Below are 15838 nucleotides of genomic sequence, written 5' to 3' on the forward strand. Positions count from 1 at the left end.
TCAGGCCCCTTTCGGCAGTGTGGTGGTCCCGGCCGGAATGTCGCCGGCCCGGGGCGGCCAGAAGTCGCCGGAGACAGGAACATCGTGGGCACCGGCCGGCGCCGCCAGCTCGGCCCGGATTTCCTCGGCCAGCCGGGAGGTCATGTCCCGGCGCCATGCAGGCAGGCCGTGGATGTCATCGTGGTAGAGCCCGGCAGGAATGTGGTCATCCAGCGCGGCGGCCAGCCTCTCTGCGTCCGGGAGCGTGTCGAAGCCCAGTTGCACCGGCCGCTTGGTGGCGGCGGTGACCGTCAGGGTTAGGGAGGCGTCGCCGTCGAGCCGCCCGATGAGCAGCACCCCGGACCGGCCCAGGTTGCTCAGGGAGAGGCGCCGGAAGGCTACGCGGGCGGAAAGGGCCGACGCCGGCAGGTGGACGCTGCGGAGCAGCTCACCCGGTGCCAGGCAGTTTTTCGCATCCCCGGTGACGAACTCCGCCACGGGGACGGTACGGCTGGAACCGCCGGGAGCGAGGATGGTGGCCATGCCGTCCAGCCCGGCGCACAGCGAAATGATGGGACCGGCGGGCAGCGAGGTGCAGAGGTTGCCGCCCACCGTGGACATGTTCCAGACCTTGAAGGACGCCACGAAGGAATCGCAGCATGCGCGGACCAGGTCCAGCCCGGGCCACTTGAGTCCGGCCACCTCCGGCGCCCCGGGCAGGCCGTACAGCTGCGCGATGGTGCAGGTGGCTGCCAGCTCAATCCCCTCGCCGGTGACGGTGATGGGCGTCCAGCCGGCCTCGCCCAGGTCCAGCAGCCGCTTGAGCGGCTGCGGGCCAAACGCGTAGCTGCCGTAGGAGAAAAGGACCGTGCCGCCGGCAAGCCAGGCGTCGCCGTCGCGCCATTGTGCGGGGTCGGTGGTGCGGACCACCGCCTCGATGGTGTTCATGTCCATGCGATCTCCTGTGCATTAAGGTCTGTGGGCGCCGTGGCAGCCGGGTGGTGGTGGATGGTGCCGGAGGTTTCCCGCAGCGGCAGGCAGCTGGCGGCGCGGGTGCGGGCTGCGATCAGTTCCGCGGTGACGGATACAGCCACCTCGGCCGGCGTGACCGCACCGAGGTCAAGGCCGATGGGCGAATGCAGCTGGGCGATCCGCTCCGGCGCGACGCCCGCGTTGAGGAGCTGGTCAACCCGTTGAAGGTGGCTCCGCCGGGACCCCATGGCGCCCACGTAGGCAAGGTCCAGGGCCAACGCTGTTTCCAGCAGGGGGATGTCGAACTTGGGGTCGTGGGTGAGGACGGCGGCGACGGTGCGGCTGTCCGTCCGGCCCGCCGCGGCTTCCGCTGCCAGGTAGCGGTGCGGCCAGTCAGTGACCACCTGGTCGGCGGCCGCGAACCGGGGCTGGGATGCGAAGGCCGGGCGGGCATCAACGAGGGTCACGTGATAGCCCAGCAGCTTGGCGGCGGGAACCAGTGCGGCACCGAAGTCGTTGGCGCCGAATACCAGCATCCGCGGCGGGGCCAGCCGGGACTCCACCAGGATGGCCGGCTCCGCGGCAGGTTGCGCGTCGCCGGACTTGGCCGGAGCGCATTCGCCCGGTTCCGGGGGCCGGACCAGCCCGGCACCGCCGCTGCGCACCAGGGATTCCACCTGCAGTGCCGGTTCCCCGTGCAGCAGCGCTGCCAGCTCCGAAGAAGCAGCCAGGCGGAATGCGCCTGGATCGGAAAGGACGACGGCGGCACCTCCTGGAGTACCGAGCAGCCGTACCAGCGCCACGGGGTGGGCCGGGCCGAGGCCGGCGAGCTGCAACAGGACGGCCCGAAGCGGGTGCAGGGTTTCGCCAGGCACAGCGGCGGGCACGGGCTGGATCTGGATGACCAGTTCGCCCCCGCAGGTGAGTCCGGCCGCGAAGGCATCTGCGGAACTGAAACCAAAGGTCCCGTGGCGCGGGACGGCGTCGTCCATTGCCTCCCGGGCGAGCGCCACCACGGCGCCTTCGACGCAGCCGCCGGAGAGGCTGCCCAGCACGTCACCGGAACCGGCGACCAGCATGGACGTTCCCACGGGCCGCGGCACAGACCCGGAGGCCGCCACGACGGTGGCCACGGCGAACTCCCGGGCTGCGAGCCGGGGCACCCAGGGGCCGAGCGAAGGGATCAGGTCAAGCATGGCGTCGCTCCTTCTTCCGCAGCGGTGGTGTCAATTGTCGGTCCTTCCGGGGGCCGGGCCAAGGGTTGGCACGGCCCCCGGAAGGAAAGGGCACTACTTAGCCGCCCAGCAGGGCGTTGATCGGCCCGCGGGCGAAGTACACCAGGAACCCGGCGCTCACCACCCACATCAGCGGATGGATCTTCTTGGTCTTGCCGGACGCCGCCCCGATCACGGCCCAGCTCACGAAGCCCACACCGATGCCGTTGGCGATCGAGTAGCTCAGCGGCATGGTCACGATGGTGAGGAAAGCCGGCAGGGCCACGGTGAACTTGGTGAACTTGATCTCCCGGATCTGCGCCATCATCATGGCGCCCACCACCACCAGGGCGGCGGCGGCCACCTCGAGCGGCACCACGCTGGTGAGCGGGGTGAGGAACATCGAGCCGAGGAACAGGACGCCGGTGACCACCGAGGCCAGGCCGGTGCGGGCACCTTCGCCGATGCCGGCTGCCGAGTCGATGTAGACGGTGTTGGAGGAACCGGAGGTGGCCCCGCCCGCCACGGCGCCGAAGCCTTCCACGATGAAGGCGGACTTCAGCCGCGGGAAGGTGCCGTCCTTGTGGGCGACGCCGGCGCTCTTGGCAAGGCCGGTCATGGTGCCCATGGCGTCGAAGAAGTTGGTGAACACGAGCGTGAACACCAGCATGGTGGCTGCGAGTCCGCCGATCCTGGCGAATGAGCCGAAGAGGTCGAAGTGGCCCACCAGGCCAAGGTCCGGGGCGGACACCAGCTGGCCGGACAGGACCGGGGTGTTCAGGTGCCAGCCGCCGGGGTTTGTGGCGCTGGCAGGGCCCAGTTTCATGACTGCTTCCACGACGGCGGCCAGCACGGTGGTGCCGACGATCCCGATCAGGAGTCCGCCCTGGACCTTGCGTGCCACGAGGATGCCCATGGCAAGGAGTCCCACGACGAACACGAGCGTGGGCACGGAGGTGATGGAGCCGCCGTCGCCCAGTTGGACGGGCGGGCCGCCCGTGGTGGGCCGGACGAAGCCGGAGTCCACGAAGCCGATGAAGGCGATGAACAGGCCGATGCCGACGGTGATGGCGGCCTTCAGTTCCTTGGGCACGGCCCGGAAGATGGCGGTCCGGGCGCCGGTGACGCCGAAGAGGACGATCAGGATGCCGTTGATCACCACCAGGCCCATGGCCTCGGGCCAGGTGACTTCCTGGATCACGGAGACGGCCAGGAAGGAGTTGATGCCCAGTCCGGCGGCAAGCCCGAACGGCAGGTTGGCAATGAGGCCGAAGAGGATGGTCATGACGCCGGCGGTGAGGCCGGTGACGGCGCCTACCTGCGCCGCGGAGAGCCAGCCGCCGGCGACGTCGGTGGGGGCGTTGTCCGCGCTGAACCCGCCCAGGATGAGGGGGTTGAGGATGACGATGTACGCCATGGTGAAGAAGGTGACCAGGCCGCCACGGAATTCGCGGGCAAGGGTGGAGCCGCGCTGCGTGATGTGGAAGAACCGGTCAAGGAGGGAGTCCGGCGCCGGCGGGGTGCTTCCCAGCCGCGTCCGCCCGGATGCATTTTGCGTTTCGCGTGCCGCTGCGGGCTCTGCGCTGTTGCTCCCGTTGGGGAGCAGCGCAGCCTGCTTTTCAGCGGAATTGTCCAGGATTGTCATGTCAGCCACCCGGCCCTAGTAGTCAATCCTGGTTTCGAGCGTGTTCCAGGTGTTGAACGGCTCCAGCGGGGCCGGGGCCTGGGGATCGCCCAGCTCCAGCTTGGAAACCGGCATCAGGGAATCCCTGTCCTGGTTGTCGAAGTATTCGTAGAACAGTGCGTCGTCGAAGCCGACCGAGGCGGCGTCGTGGCGGTCCGCCGCGTAGACAACGCGGCTGACCCGTGCCCAGAGTGCGGAGGCCAGGCACATGGGGCACGGCTCGCAGCTGGTGTAGAGGGTGGCGCCGCTGAGGTCGAAGGTCCCCAGCTCGCGGCAGGCGGTCCGGATGGCGGTGACTTCAGCGTGGGCGGTGGGATCGTTGTCCGCAGTGACGCGGTTGACGCCGTCGAACGTCTTGCCGTCCGCCGTGACGATCATGGCGCCGAACGGGCCTCCGCTGTTGAGGACGTTGGCCGTTGCCAGCCGGATGGAGCGGGCCAAAAACTGTTCGGCCGTGACGGTGGTACTCATGATGCGACTTCCTTTTGCCGGGAAGCCTGTTGCCGCGCAGGACCAGTAGAACCAGGTGCGAACGGTTACCAGGCTTCAGCATGTGCTGTGAAGGTTAAGTTGCGCCTGGTAGATAGCTTCCCGGGTTCGGGCGCCCGCCTTTGGCAGAATCGAGATTAGCACCGCTTTGTGGGCTACGCCATAGTTTTCTGGAAATTTAATTTCGCGATGTGAAATCTATGTTTCGCGCTCTTCACGGCCCAACCCGGTCCCCGGTCACAAAGAGTGGCATTGACGCAGGCAGGGCCGTTTCCCTACTCTGGTCGCACCCGCGCCGCCTGGCGGCGCGGGAACCTGGATCAGCAGACAGGGCCTCACTGAGCTGGATTTACTGCACCGCATTCGCTCAGACAAGGACAGCCCATGACCACTTCCTCCCCTGCCCCCACCAACCGGCTCTGGATCAGGAATCCGCTGGCCGCGTTTACCGCCAACTCCCTCGACGCCTCCGGCGGCGTGGTGGTCAGCGGCGGTGTCATCACAGAGGTCCTGGCCGCCGGGCAGCAGCCGTCCGCACCCTGCACCGAAACGTTCGACGCCGGCAGCCACGTGCTGCTCCCGGGCCTGATCAACACCCACCACCACTTCTACCAAACCCTGACCCGCGCCTGGGGTCCGGTGGCAAATGCCCCTCTGTTTCCCTGGCTGAAGAATCTCTATCCCGTGTGGGCGCGGCTCACCGCCAAGGACCTGGAGCTGGCCGCAACGGTCGCCCTGGCCGAGCTGTTGCTTTCGGGCTGCACCACTGCCGCGGACCACCACTACCTCTTCCCGGCAGGGCTCGAGGATGCCATTGACATCGAGGTGGAAGCAGTGCGCCGGCTGGGCATGCGGGCCACACTGACCCGCGGCTCCATGACCCTTGGAACGGACGACGGCGGCCTGCCGCCACAGTCCACCGTCCAGGCTCCGGAGGTGGTGCTGGCAGACAGCGAGCGCCTGGTTTCCACGTACCACGAGCGCGGCGACGACGCCGTAATCCAGGTCGCCCTGGCCCCGTGCTCCCCGTTCTCAGTGACGAAGGAAATCATGGCCGAAAGCGCTGCCCTGGCTGCACGGCTGGACGTCCGGCTGCACACGCACCTGGCAGAGACCCTTGACGAGGAGGACTTCTGCCGGGAAATGTTCGGGTTGCGGACGGTGGACTACCTGGACAGCGTGGGCTGGCTGACGGACCGCACCTGGCTGGGGCACGGCATCCACTTCAGCGACTCCGAGATAACGCGGCTCGGTGCAGCCGGAACCGCTGTGGCCCACTGCCCCACCTCCAACATGAGGCTTGCCTCCGGAACAGCCCGGGTCCTGGAGCTGGAGGACGCCGGGGTGCCGGTGGGGCTCGGCGTGGACGGTTCGGCGTCGAACGATGCCTCCAACATGATCCTGGAAGCACGGCAGGCGCTCTACCTGCAGCGGCTGCGCTACGGGGCCGACGTTCTGGTGGAGCGGGCGCTGGGCTGGGCCACCCGCGGCTCGGCTGCCGTGCTGGGCCGGCGGGGACTGGGCCAGCTGGCCCCCGGGATGCAGGCCGACCTGGCGCTGTTCACGCTGGATGACCTGCGCTTCTCCGGCAGCCACGACCCCATCGCCGCCCTCCTTCTCTGCGCCGCCGACAGGGCCGACCGGGTGATGGTTGGCGGGAAGTGGCGGGTGGTGGACGGCCAGATCCCGGGACTGGACATCGCGGGGCTCATCGCGGAGCACTCAGCTGCGGCACACCGCCTGGTCAACGGGGGCCGGTGAACGGCTGACAGCGGTCCGGGCCGCTGCTACCGTGGCGGCATGACCCCGTCAAAGACGCCGCCCGAGGTTCTCGACATCGATGGAATCGAAGTCCGCATCTCCAGTCCGGACAAGGTGGTATTCCCGGAGCCGGGGCTGACCAAGCTCGACCTGGTGCGCTATTACCTTGCGGTGGCGGATGGCGCACTGCGGGGCGCGGGCGGCCGGCCCATGGTGCTCAAGAGGTTCCCGAAAGGCATTGACGCCGAGCCGTTCTTCCAAAAACGCGTGCCGGAAAACCACCCGCCCTTTATCGATACCGCCACCCTGCATTACGCGTCCGGGACCTCGGCCGAGGAAGCCGTGATCAGGGATGCCGCGGGCCTGGCGTGGGTCATCAATCTTGGCTGCCTGGACCTGAACCCGCATCCCGTGCGGGCAGGGGACCTGGAACACCCGGACGAACTGCGGGTGGACCTTGACCCCATGCCGGGCGTGGACTGGTCGCAGATCGTGGATACGGCGTACGTGGCACAGGAGGTGCTGGATGACGTGGGCCTGGTGGGATGGCCCAAGACCAGCGGGTCGCGGGGACTTCACATCCTGGTCCGCATTGCCCCGCAGTGGTCCTACTCCGATGTCCGGTTGGCTGCCGAAACCCTGGCACGGGAAGTGGAGAACCGGGCTCCCGGCCTTGCCACGGCACGATGGTGGAAGGAGGAGCGCGGCGAGAGCGTCTTCGTGGACTTTAACCAGAATGCCAAGGACCGTACGGTCGCATCCGCCTACTCAGTCAGGCCACTGCCGGATGCCCGCGTTTCAGCGCCGCTCACGTGGGAGGAGATGCGCACGGCCCGGCCTGGACAATTCACTGTTCCCACGATGCTGAAGCGGTACGCAGAGACCGGCGACCCGCACTCCGGCATTGACGGGGCGGCCGGATCGTTGGACGGATTGCTGGCCCTGGCGAAGGAACTGGGTCCGGCGGAGAAGGCTCCGCGCAGCGGCAACGGGTCCGGCCGCCGCCAGTCGCTGATGCCGCTCATCGAAGTGGCCCGGACCAGGACCAAGCCGGAAGCGCTGGCTGCGCTCGACGAATGGAAGTCCCGGCACGCCGCCGTCGTCAAATCCCTGCAGCCTGCCGACATCCTGGTCGACGGGATGCGCGGGTCCAGCTCGCTCTGGTACCGGGTGCGGGTGAACCTGCAGCACGTTCCCGACGGCGAACGGCCGGCACAGGAGGAGCTCATCGCGGACTACGACCCCTGGGCCGGCAAGCAGTGGCCGGGGCGGCCCGGCACCTGAGGAACGAGCACGCGGGGAACCGGCAACCGGGGTACTGGCAGCCGGCGGGCAGGTTCCGGGCTACTGCCAGGCCCGCACCCAGTCCACCTTGACGGCTCCGGTTTTGCCCAGGACCAGTTTGTCTGGGTTGATGCCGACATTCAGGAGGAGGTAGTGCGGGGCATTGCCGTCGTTGGTGGGATAGGAAAACTCAAGCTTCCCGTCGAAGTAGACGTCATTGACGCCAGCCTTCCGGTGCACCCCGTAGGTGTGGTAGCCGCCCGCCCAGCATCCAATGAACCATTTTGCGGGATCCCTGTCCGCAGAGTGATAGACCGTGGTCATCGTCCCGGCGAGGGGTTCTGCAATGTCGATCTCGCCGGTTGCGGGGAACTTCTGGCCGGTGGTCCACCAGGCCGGCCAGTTGTAGATACCGCCTGAGCAGGTTCCCGGGAAGTAGATCCGGGCCTCAACGTAGCCGGTGGTGTACTGGAACCCCACATGGCCAGGAACGCCGTCTTTGGGATTGGTGGACAGCAGTGCGCCCGATTCCGCGTCGGAGAGCTGCAGTACCGCGTTTCCGTTCTCCACTTTGACATTGCTGGAACAGGTCTTGACCCCGTTCTTGGTCGATCCAGGGTGGCAGTCACGGAACCAATAGGGAGTCCAAAGACCGGTGTTGAGGGTGTCGAATTCCTCATCGAGCACCATCTTCCACGCTCCCGGAGGGCCAAGCGGACCGCCCTCCTTGCTGGCCACGACGGGGGTGCCCTTGACCAGGGACTCACTTACCGGGCCATCGGCAGGGGCTTCCTCGGCTTTGCCGGGTTCTGCCACGCCTGGTTGCTCCGCTGCCGGCGGCTGGGCAGCGGATGCATCAGTCCCGCCTGGAGGGGCCGGCTGTTTCGCACCGGCGCCACCGGTGGAATCTGAAAGCGCCGGCCCGGGGTCCGCACCGGGGTCCGTACCGGATACCGACGCCTCCTGTCCGGGCGGTGAGGCCTCAGGTTGCCCCGACTGCAGCCGGATGGCACTGCCCGAGAGCCCTGCAACGACCAGCACACAGCACAGGACCTGCAGCAAGCGGGCTGTGGCTTGTGGCATCGCTGTCCTTCCCTCGCACGTAATGGCGATGGCCAGACCAAGGACGAAGCCTCCAAGCCCACGGTCGGCTGTCTATCGTGCAAGGCTAGAAGAGTTTCCCACGCCAGTCCCGAGTAGCGGCTACTCAGCTTTGGTGGCGGCTTTTACGCGCTTTCACTGCCGGGGTACGCAGCGACTGGATCCACCGGGACAAGCGCCCGCTGGAGTGGAGGCGCTCCTCCGGCACGTACAGATCAGGATCAATTCCTCCGCCGAGGGGGAGGTAGAACTCCTGCGCACCGGCCCCTGCGGACGGTGCTGCCGGAACAGGATGGTTGTCTTGCTGGTACATCGGAACCTCCTCTTTTCATATTATGGAAAGCAATTTCTGCTATGTGAAAAGAGTATGCGGGCGCTGGTAGACGGTCAAGAGGTCCGCCCCACACCCACAGCGCCCGGACGGTCACAAACGGAATTTTGAATCTGTGATGTACACCACCGGATTGCGGGGGTACGCTGGTATGCAACTCGTGGCGCAGGTCACGTAACCTGGGAGCAGCAGGCAGGGTCGTAATGAGCTGGCATCAACGGATGCCGGCTCTTTTTTGTTGGGTCGGCTCCATCGGAAACGCGCATGAAACGCGCGCTTAATTTCAGTGATGGAACCTAGGTTCCACTTACCGGAAGTTGGGAAAAGACCATGAGCAGCAAGATCATCCTCGGCAGCAACCAGTTCGGCAAGGCCGAGGTACGGGTTGTCAAGATTACCCGGGACAGCGACCGCCACCAGATCGAAGACCTCAATGTCACCTCGCAGTTGCGCGGCGACTTTGAGGCTGCGCACCTCGAAGGCGACAACGGGCACGTCGTGCCCACCGATACCCAGAAGAACACTGTCTATGCCTTCGCACGGGAAGGCATCGGTTCTCCTGAAGCCTTCCTGCTTCGCCTCGGCGAGCACTTTACGTCAAACTTCAGCTGGGTCGACGGCGGACGCTGGGCCGCCGAGTCCTATGCCTGGGACCGGATCCAGGCCCACGGCAGCGAGCATGACCACTCCTTCGTGCGCAACGGCCAGGAAGTCCGGACCGCCGTCCTGGTCCGCGACGGTGACGCCGAACACCTGATCTCGGGCCTGAAGGACCTCACGGTCCTGAAGTCCACCCAGTCCGGCTTTGTCGGGTACCCCAAGGACAAGTACACCACCCTGGCGGAAACCACCGACCGCATCCTGGCAACTGATGTCTCCGCACGCTGGCGCTTCAAGGCCGGCACGGACTTCTCAGGCTTCGATTTCAACAAAAACTACGACGACGTCAAGAGCCTCCTGCTGGAAGGCTTCACCGAGAAGTACTCCCACGCCCTGCAGCAGACCCTGTTCGACATGGGCACCAAGGTCCTGGAGGCACACCCGGAGATCGACGAGATCAAGTTCTCCATGCCCAACAAGCACCACTTCCTGGTGGACCTCTCGCCATTCGGCCTCGACAACCCCAACGAGGTATTCTTCGCAGCCGACCGCCCCTACGGCCTGATCGAGGCGACGGTCCTGCGCGAGGATGCCGTCCCGGCCGAAAATGCCTGGACCGGTATCGCCGGCTTCTGCTAAACGCCCCCGGCCAGACGGGCTCAACCACCGGTGGTTGAGCCCGTCGAAACCACTCCAGTACCACCCACAGCCTTACCTGTTAGCCAGACAACGTTAGCCAGACGAGGACGTCTGCCATGAACCAGAAAGTCTGCCATGAACATCAAGAACCCCCTCAAAGCCGGCGCTAAGCAACGCAGCAAGCGCACGACTCTCAGCCGCCCCGAAGATGAGCGGCTCTCAATCGGAAGCAGTTTTGCCTATGGCTTCCAGCACGTCCTGACCATGTACGGCGGCATCATTGCCGTACCGCTCATCGTCGGGCAGGCCGCAGGCCTCTCATCTGCCGACATCGGTGTCCTCATTGCCGCGGCCCTCTTCATGGGTGGACTTGCCACCCTCCTGCAGACCATCGGCATTCCGTTCTTTGGCTCTCAGCTGCCCTTGGTACAGGGTGTGTCCTTTGCCAGCGTGGCCACCATGGTGGCAATCGTCAGCGGCGGTGGAGGCCTGCCGTCAGTCTTTGGTGCGGTGATGGTCTCGGCCGCCATCGGCCTGATTATCGCCCCTGTCTTCTCCAAGATCGTCAGGTTCTTCCCACCGGTGGTTACCGGTACCGTCATCACCACCATCGGCCTGACCTTGATGCCGGTCGCGGCAAACTGGGCCATGGGCGGTAACAAGAAGGCTGAGGACTACGGGAGCGTAGCCAACATCGGTCTCGCCGCAGTTACCCTCGCACTGGTGCTGCTGCTAAGCAAGGTTGGCAGCGCCACAATCTCCCGGCTTTCCATCCTCCTGGCCATGATTGTCGGGACGGGGATCGCCGTGGTTACCGGGATGGCCGACTTCTCGAAGGTGGGCAACGGCCCGATCGTTGCGTTCCCCACCCCCTTCCACCTCGGTGCCCCCACATTTGAGATCGCCGCCATCATTTCCATGCTGATTGTGGTTCTGGTGATCCTCACCGAAACCATGGCGGACATCCTGGCCGTAGGCGAAATCGTCGGCACCCGCACTGATTCCAAGCGGATCGCAGCCGGCCTGCGTGCAGATATGGGCTCGAGCCTCATCGCACCGATCTTTGGTTCCTTCACCCAGAGTGCATTTGCCCAGAACGTGGGCCTGGTGGCAGTCACCAAGATCAAGAGCCGTTACGTCGTGGCGGCCGGTGGCGTGATCCTGGTCCTGCTGGGCCTGCTGCCGGTCATGGGCCGCGTCGTCGCAGCAGTCCCCACGGCGGTTCTCGGCGGTGCCGGCATCGTGCTGTTCGGTACCGTTGCCGCCAGCGGCATCCGGACCTTGGCCAAGGTCGAGTACAAGAACAACATGAATCTCATCATCGTGGCCGCGTCCATCGGTTTCGGCATGATTCCGATCGCAGCGCCCACCTTCTACGACAAGTTTCCGTCCTGGTTCAGCACCATCTTCCACTCCGGGATCAGCTCAGCCGCAGTCATGGCCATCCTGCTGAACCTCCTGTTCAACCACCTCAAGGCCGGGAACTCGGAGTACCAGTCCGTCTTTGCTGCGGGCACCGGCAGGGTCATCCGGGAAGAGGACCTGACGTGCCTTGAGCACGGCGACCGTTTCGAAAACGGCAAGCTCATCGACTGCGATGGCAAGGAAGTGCCCATCCAGTCAGCCGAGAAGGCGTCAGAACACTGACGCACCGGAACGGACGACGGCGGCCCGCACTCTTCTCGAAAGGTGCGGGCCGCCGTCGTGGTTACTTTTGTATGTGGCGCCTCAGGTGCGGTTGAGCTCGCGGGAGATGGCCTCGGCCGCTTCCCGGAGGATGGGCACGGCCTTGTCCGCGAAGTCCTCGTCCACCCGGGATACAGGGCCGGAGACCGAGATCGCGGTGGGCGTGGGGGCATTCGGGACCGCCATGGCGAAGCAACGGACGCCGAGCTCCTGCTCCTCCTCGTCAATGGAGTAGCCACGCTCGCGGATGAGCTTGAGATCGGCCAGGAGCTCTTCAATGTCGCCGATGCTCTTGGCGGTGGGGGTGGGCATGCCGGCGCGGGCAACAATGCCCCGCACGGTGTCGTCGTCGAGCTGGGCCAGGATGGCCTTGCCCACGCCGGTGGCGTGGGTGTGGGCGCGCCGGCCCACCTCGGTGAACATGCGCATGGAGTGCAGCGAAGGCACCTGCGCCACGTAGATGACCATGTCCGAATCCAGCACGGCCATATTGGAGGTCTCCCCCAGCCGGTCCACCAGGATCTTCAGCTGGGGCTGCGCCAGGGCACCGAGCTGCTTGTTGGCACCCTCGCCCAAACGGATGAGGCGGGGGCCCAGCGCGTAGCGCCGGTTGGGCAGCTGGCGGATGTAGCCCAGCGACACCAGGGTGCGGAGCAGGCGGTGGATAGTGGGCAGCGGCAGGTCGGTGGAAGACGAGAGCTCACTGAGGGTGACGTCGCCGCCGGCATCAGTGATGAGCTCCAGCAGTTCGAAGACGCGCTCTACCGACTGCACCCCACCGGACGCTTTTTCTGCCATTCCGTTGTCTCCTGTAACTCGGAATCCGACAACTCTTATCCGCATCGTGAAAAGAGTTGCTTAGAACACCCAAGATACAGCACGGCCGCCCCCGCGGCGATGCGGGCGGACAGTCGCATTCGAAGGGGTTGTATTTCCATAAAGTAGATAATAATATCCATAATACGAAAACATTCGGATTAGAGCAGAAGCCGGCCCAGGCCCAATCAGGAGGACATTCAATGGCGAACCCCAGCCCCGGAAATTCGATCACCCTGCGCGTGGAAGCACCCTCAAGCTTCAGCGCCACCAGCGAGCTCGCAGCCGCCGTCGGAGCTGCCGGCGCCGCAATCACCGCACTGGACGTCTCCGAGTCCCACCACGAGACCCTGGTGGTTGACGTCACCTGCAACACCACCGACGACGCCCACGCCGCCCGCGTCAAGGACGCCCTCAATGCGCTCGACGGCGTCACGGTCCAGCACGTCTCGGACCGCACCTTCCTGATGCACCTGGGCGGCAAGCTCGAGGTGGTCCCCAAGGTCCCCCTGCGCAACCGGGACGATCTCTCCCGCGCCTACACTCCCGGCGTCGCCCGCGTCTGCCTGGCCATCGCCGAGGACCCCGCCGCCGCCCGCAACCTGACCGTCAAGCGCAACACCGTGGCCGTGGTCACCGACGGATCGGCGGTGCTGGGCCTGGGCAACATCGGTCCCGCCGCGGCCCTTCCGGTCATGGAGGGCAAGGCCGCCCTGTTCAAGCAGTTCGCCAACGTCGACGCGTGGCCCGTGTGCCTTGATACCCAGGACACGGAGGAAATCATCCGCACCGTCAAGCTCCTGGCACCGGTCTTCGGGGGCGTGAACCTGGAGGACATCGCTGCGCCCCGCTGCTTCGAGATCGAAGCCCGCCTGCGCGAGGAACTGGACATTCCGGTCTTCCACGACGACCAGCACGGCACGGCAATCGTGACCCTCGCTGCCCTGGTCAATGCCCTGCGCGTGGTGGACAAGAAGATCGCGGACGTGAAGATCGTAGTTTCCGGGGTCGGCGCTGCCGGCTCCGCCATCATCCAGCTGCTGAAGGCCCAGGGCGCCCGGCACATTGTGGCAGCGGGCCGCTCCGGCGCCATCCACAAGGGTGAGGCGTACAACGATCCGCACCGCACCTGGATCGCGGAAAACACCAACCAGGAAGGCTTCTCCGGCAGCCTGCACGAGGCCCTGGTGGGCGCTGATGTCTTCATCGGCGTCTCCGCCCCGAACATCCTGGAAGAGGAGCACATCGCCTCCATGGCGAAGGACGCCATCGTCTTCGCCATGGCCAACCCCACCCCCGAGGTGGATCCGGCCGTCGCATCCCGGCACGCCGCAGTGGTGGCCACCGGCCGCAGCGACTTCCCCAACCAGATCAACAACGTCCTGGCCTTCCCCGGCCTCTTCCGCGGGCTCCTCGACGTGGGAGCAAGCGACATCACCCCGGACATGCTGGTGGCCGCGGCGGAAGCAATCGCCAACCGGGTGAATGATAATGAGCTCAATGCGAGCTACATCATCCCCAGCATCTTCGATCCGCACGTGACCGCCGATGTCGCGGCAGCCGTCGCCGCCGCGGCACACGCCTCAAACGTGGCAACGGCTGCCGCACCGGCCGATTCCGCCGCGGAGCCAGCACTGGCCTCCGCCTGACCGCCCGACTTCCAGCCAAAGGAAAGGACCAGAAATGGCCATCACCGTCACAGATCCCCGGCCGATCAACCGCGCAGAGGAGATCCTCACGCCCAAGGCACTGGCCTTCGTGGAGGAGCTCCACAACCGGTTCGCCGGCACCCGCAACGAGCTCCTGGCGGCCCGCGCCGTCAAGCGGCAGCGGGTGGCGGAAACGGGCAAGCTCGACTTCCTGCCGGAGACCAAGGACGTGCGCGACGGCGACTGGAAGGTTGCGCCCGCACCGGCAGCTTTGCAGGACCGCCGGGTGGAGATGACCGGACCCGCCTCGCCGGCGAAGATGGCCATCAATGCCCTGAACTCCGGCGCGAAGGTGTGGCTGGCGGACCTCGAGGACGCCAGCACACCCACCTGGGCCAACGTCATCGACGCCATCCTGAACCTCCGCGATGCTGCCCAGGGCACGCTCAGCTACACCTCGGAAGAAGGCAAGGAGTACCGGCTCCGCACCGACGCGCCGCTCGCCGTCGTGGTGGCCCGCCCCCGCGGCTGGCACATGCAGGAGAAGCACCTGCTGGTCAACGGCGAGCCCGCGGTTGGTGCGCTGGTGGACTTCGGGCTGCACTTCTTCCACATCGCCAAACAGCTGGTCCTCAACGGACAGGGCCCGTACTACTACCTGCCCAAGATGGAAAGCCACCTCGAAGCGCGGCTGTGGAACGACGTGTTCGTCTTCGCCCAGGACTTCCTGGGCCTGAACCAGGGCACCATCCGCGCCACGGTGCTGATCGAGACCATCCCGGCCGCGTTCGAGATGGACGAGATCCTGTATGAACTGCGGGACCACGCCTCCGGCCTCAATGCCGGACGCTGGGACTACCTGTTCAGCATCATCAAGTACTTCCGTGACGCCGGTGAGGAATTCGTCCTGCCGGACCGCGCGTCTGTGGCGATGACCGCCCCGTTCATGCGCGCCTACACCGAACTCCTGGTCAAGACCTGCCACCGGCGCGGCGCCTTCGCCATGGGCGGCATGGCCGCGGTCATCCCCAACCGGCGCCACCCAGAAGTCACCGAGGCCGCCTTCGAGAAGGTCCGCGCGGACAAGACCCGCGAGGCAAATGACGGCTTTGACGGCTCCTGGGTTGCCCACCCGGACCTGGTGCCCACGTGCCGGGAAGTCTTCGACTCCGTGCTCGGCGACAAGCCCAACCAGGTGGACAAGCAGCGGCCGGAGGTTTCGGTTACCGCGGAGCAACTGCTGGACGTCCAGTCCGCCGGCGGCCAGGTCACCGAAGCCGGCCTGCGCCTGAACCTCTACGTTGCCGTTGCCTACACGGCCGTCTGGCTGTCCGGGAATGGCGCCGTGGCCATCCACAACCTGATGGAGGACGCCGCCACGGCCGAGATTTCCCGCTCGCAGGTGTGGCAGCAAATCCGGAACAAGTCCATCCTTGCGGACACGGGGAACACCGTGACCAGAGAACTGGTGGAGCGGATCCTCGGCGAGGAAACGGAGCGGCTCCGCACCGAATTCGGTGACGAGGCATTCCGCCGCTACTACCAGCCGGCCGGCGAGCTCATCGCTGACATCTGCCTGTCGGACGATTACACCGACTTCCTCACCACGCCTGCGTACGAACTGGTGGGCTGA

Annotated in this window: 12 protein-coding genes; 6 read left to right on the forward strand and 6 right to left on the reverse strand. The window is 66.0% G+C overall.

Annotated elements, in window-relative coordinates:
- From VIK36_RS18480 to VIK36_RS18495, 4 genes are all read right to left on the reverse strand, one after another.
- On the reverse strand, positions 1–933 hold the full coding sequence (locus VIK36_RS18480; RefSeq protein ID WP_324643137.1) for an FAD binding domain-containing protein: 933 nt from the start codon (positions 931–933) through the stop codon (positions 1–3).
- Complete coding sequence (locus tag VIK36_RS18485) at positions 924–2147, reverse strand: XdhC family protein (protein ID WP_324643138.1); 1224 nt, start codon at positions 2145–2147, stop codon at positions 924–926. The genes VIK36_RS18480 and VIK36_RS18485 overlap by 10 nt, the downstream gene beginning before the upstream one ends.
- Positions 2148–2244: 97 nt before the next feature.
- Positions 2245–3810, reverse strand: coding sequence for an NCS2 family permease (locus tag VIK36_RS18490; protein WP_324645315.1), 1566 nt, complete (start codon positions 3808–3810; stop codon positions 2245–2247).
- Positions 3811–3825: 15 nt separating this feature from the next.
- On the reverse strand, positions 3826–4320 hold the full coding sequence (locus tag VIK36_RS18495; protein WP_324643139.1) for a nucleoside deaminase: 495 nt from the start codon (positions 4318–4320) through the stop codon (positions 3826–3828).
- 402 nt (positions 4321–4722) lie between these two features.
- Between VIK36_RS18495 and VIK36_RS18500 the strand changes: the two genes are divergently transcribed.
- Both VIK36_RS18500 and ligD read left to right on the forward strand, forming a co-directional pair.
- The gene (locus tag VIK36_RS18500) at positions 4723–6099 is read left to right on the forward strand and encodes an 8-oxoguanine deaminase (protein WP_324643140.1); all 1377 of its coding nucleotides are present in this window, start codon (positions 4723–4725) and stop codon (positions 6097–6099) included.
- A gap of 39 nt (positions 6100–6138) precedes the next feature.
- Positions 6139–7383 carry a non-homologous end-joining DNA ligase gene (ligD, locus tag VIK36_RS18505; protein ID WP_324643141.1) on the forward strand — a complete coding sequence of 415 codons (1245 nt, stop codon included), beginning with the start codon at positions 6139–6141 and terminating at the stop codon, positions 7381–7383.
- Positions 7384–7443: 60 nt separating this feature from the next.
- Here the strand turns inward: ligD and VIK36_RS18510 are convergent, their stop codons facing one another.
- Positions 7444–8466, reverse strand: a complete 1023-nt coding sequence (locus VIK36_RS18510) for a family 16 glycosylhydrolase (protein ID WP_324643142.1) — start codon at positions 8464–8466, stop codon at positions 7444–7446.
- 679 nt (positions 8467–9145) lie between these two features.
- On the opposite strand from VIK36_RS18510, the gene pucL reads away from it, so the two are divergent.
- Together pucL and VIK36_RS18520 are read left to right on the forward strand one after the other, a co-directional pair.
- The gene (gene pucL, locus VIK36_RS18515) at positions 9146–10054 is read left to right on the forward strand and encodes a factor-independent urate hydroxylase (protein WP_324643143.1); all 909 of its coding nucleotides are present in this window, start codon (positions 9146–9148) and stop codon (positions 10052–10054) included.
- A 135-nt stretch (positions 10055–10189) separates the two neighbouring features.
- On the forward strand, positions 10190–11701 hold the full coding sequence (locus tag VIK36_RS18520) for a nucleobase:cation symporter-2 family protein (RefSeq protein WP_324643144.1): 1512 nt from the start codon (positions 10190–10192) through the stop codon (positions 11699–11701).
- A gap of 81 nt (positions 11702–11782) precedes the next feature.
- Here VIK36_RS18520 and VIK36_RS18525 read toward each other — a convergent pair whose 3' ends face one another.
- Positions 11783–12538 (reverse strand): IclR family transcriptional regulator, encoded by a 756-nt coding sequence (locus VIK36_RS18525; protein ID WP_255173293.1) that lies wholly within the window; start codon positions 12536–12538, stop codon positions 11783–11785.
- 221 nt (positions 12539–12759) lie between these two features.
- Between VIK36_RS18525 and VIK36_RS18530 the strand changes: the two genes are divergently transcribed.
- Positions 12760–14205, forward strand: coding sequence for an NAD-dependent malic enzyme (locus tag VIK36_RS18530; RefSeq protein WP_324643145.1), 1446 nt, complete (start codon positions 12760–12762; stop codon positions 14203–14205).
- 34 nt (positions 14206–14239) lie between these two features.
- On the forward strand, positions 14240–15838 hold the full coding sequence (aceB, locus tag VIK36_RS18535) for a malate synthase A (RefSeq protein ID WP_324643146.1): 1599 nt from the start codon (positions 14240–14242) through the stop codon (positions 15836–15838).

This window comes from Pseudarthrobacter sp. LT1 (assembly GCF_035621795.1).
In the GTDB taxonomy this organism is placed as follows: domain Bacteria; phylum Actinomycetota; class Actinomycetes; order Actinomycetales; family Micrococcaceae; genus Arthrobacter.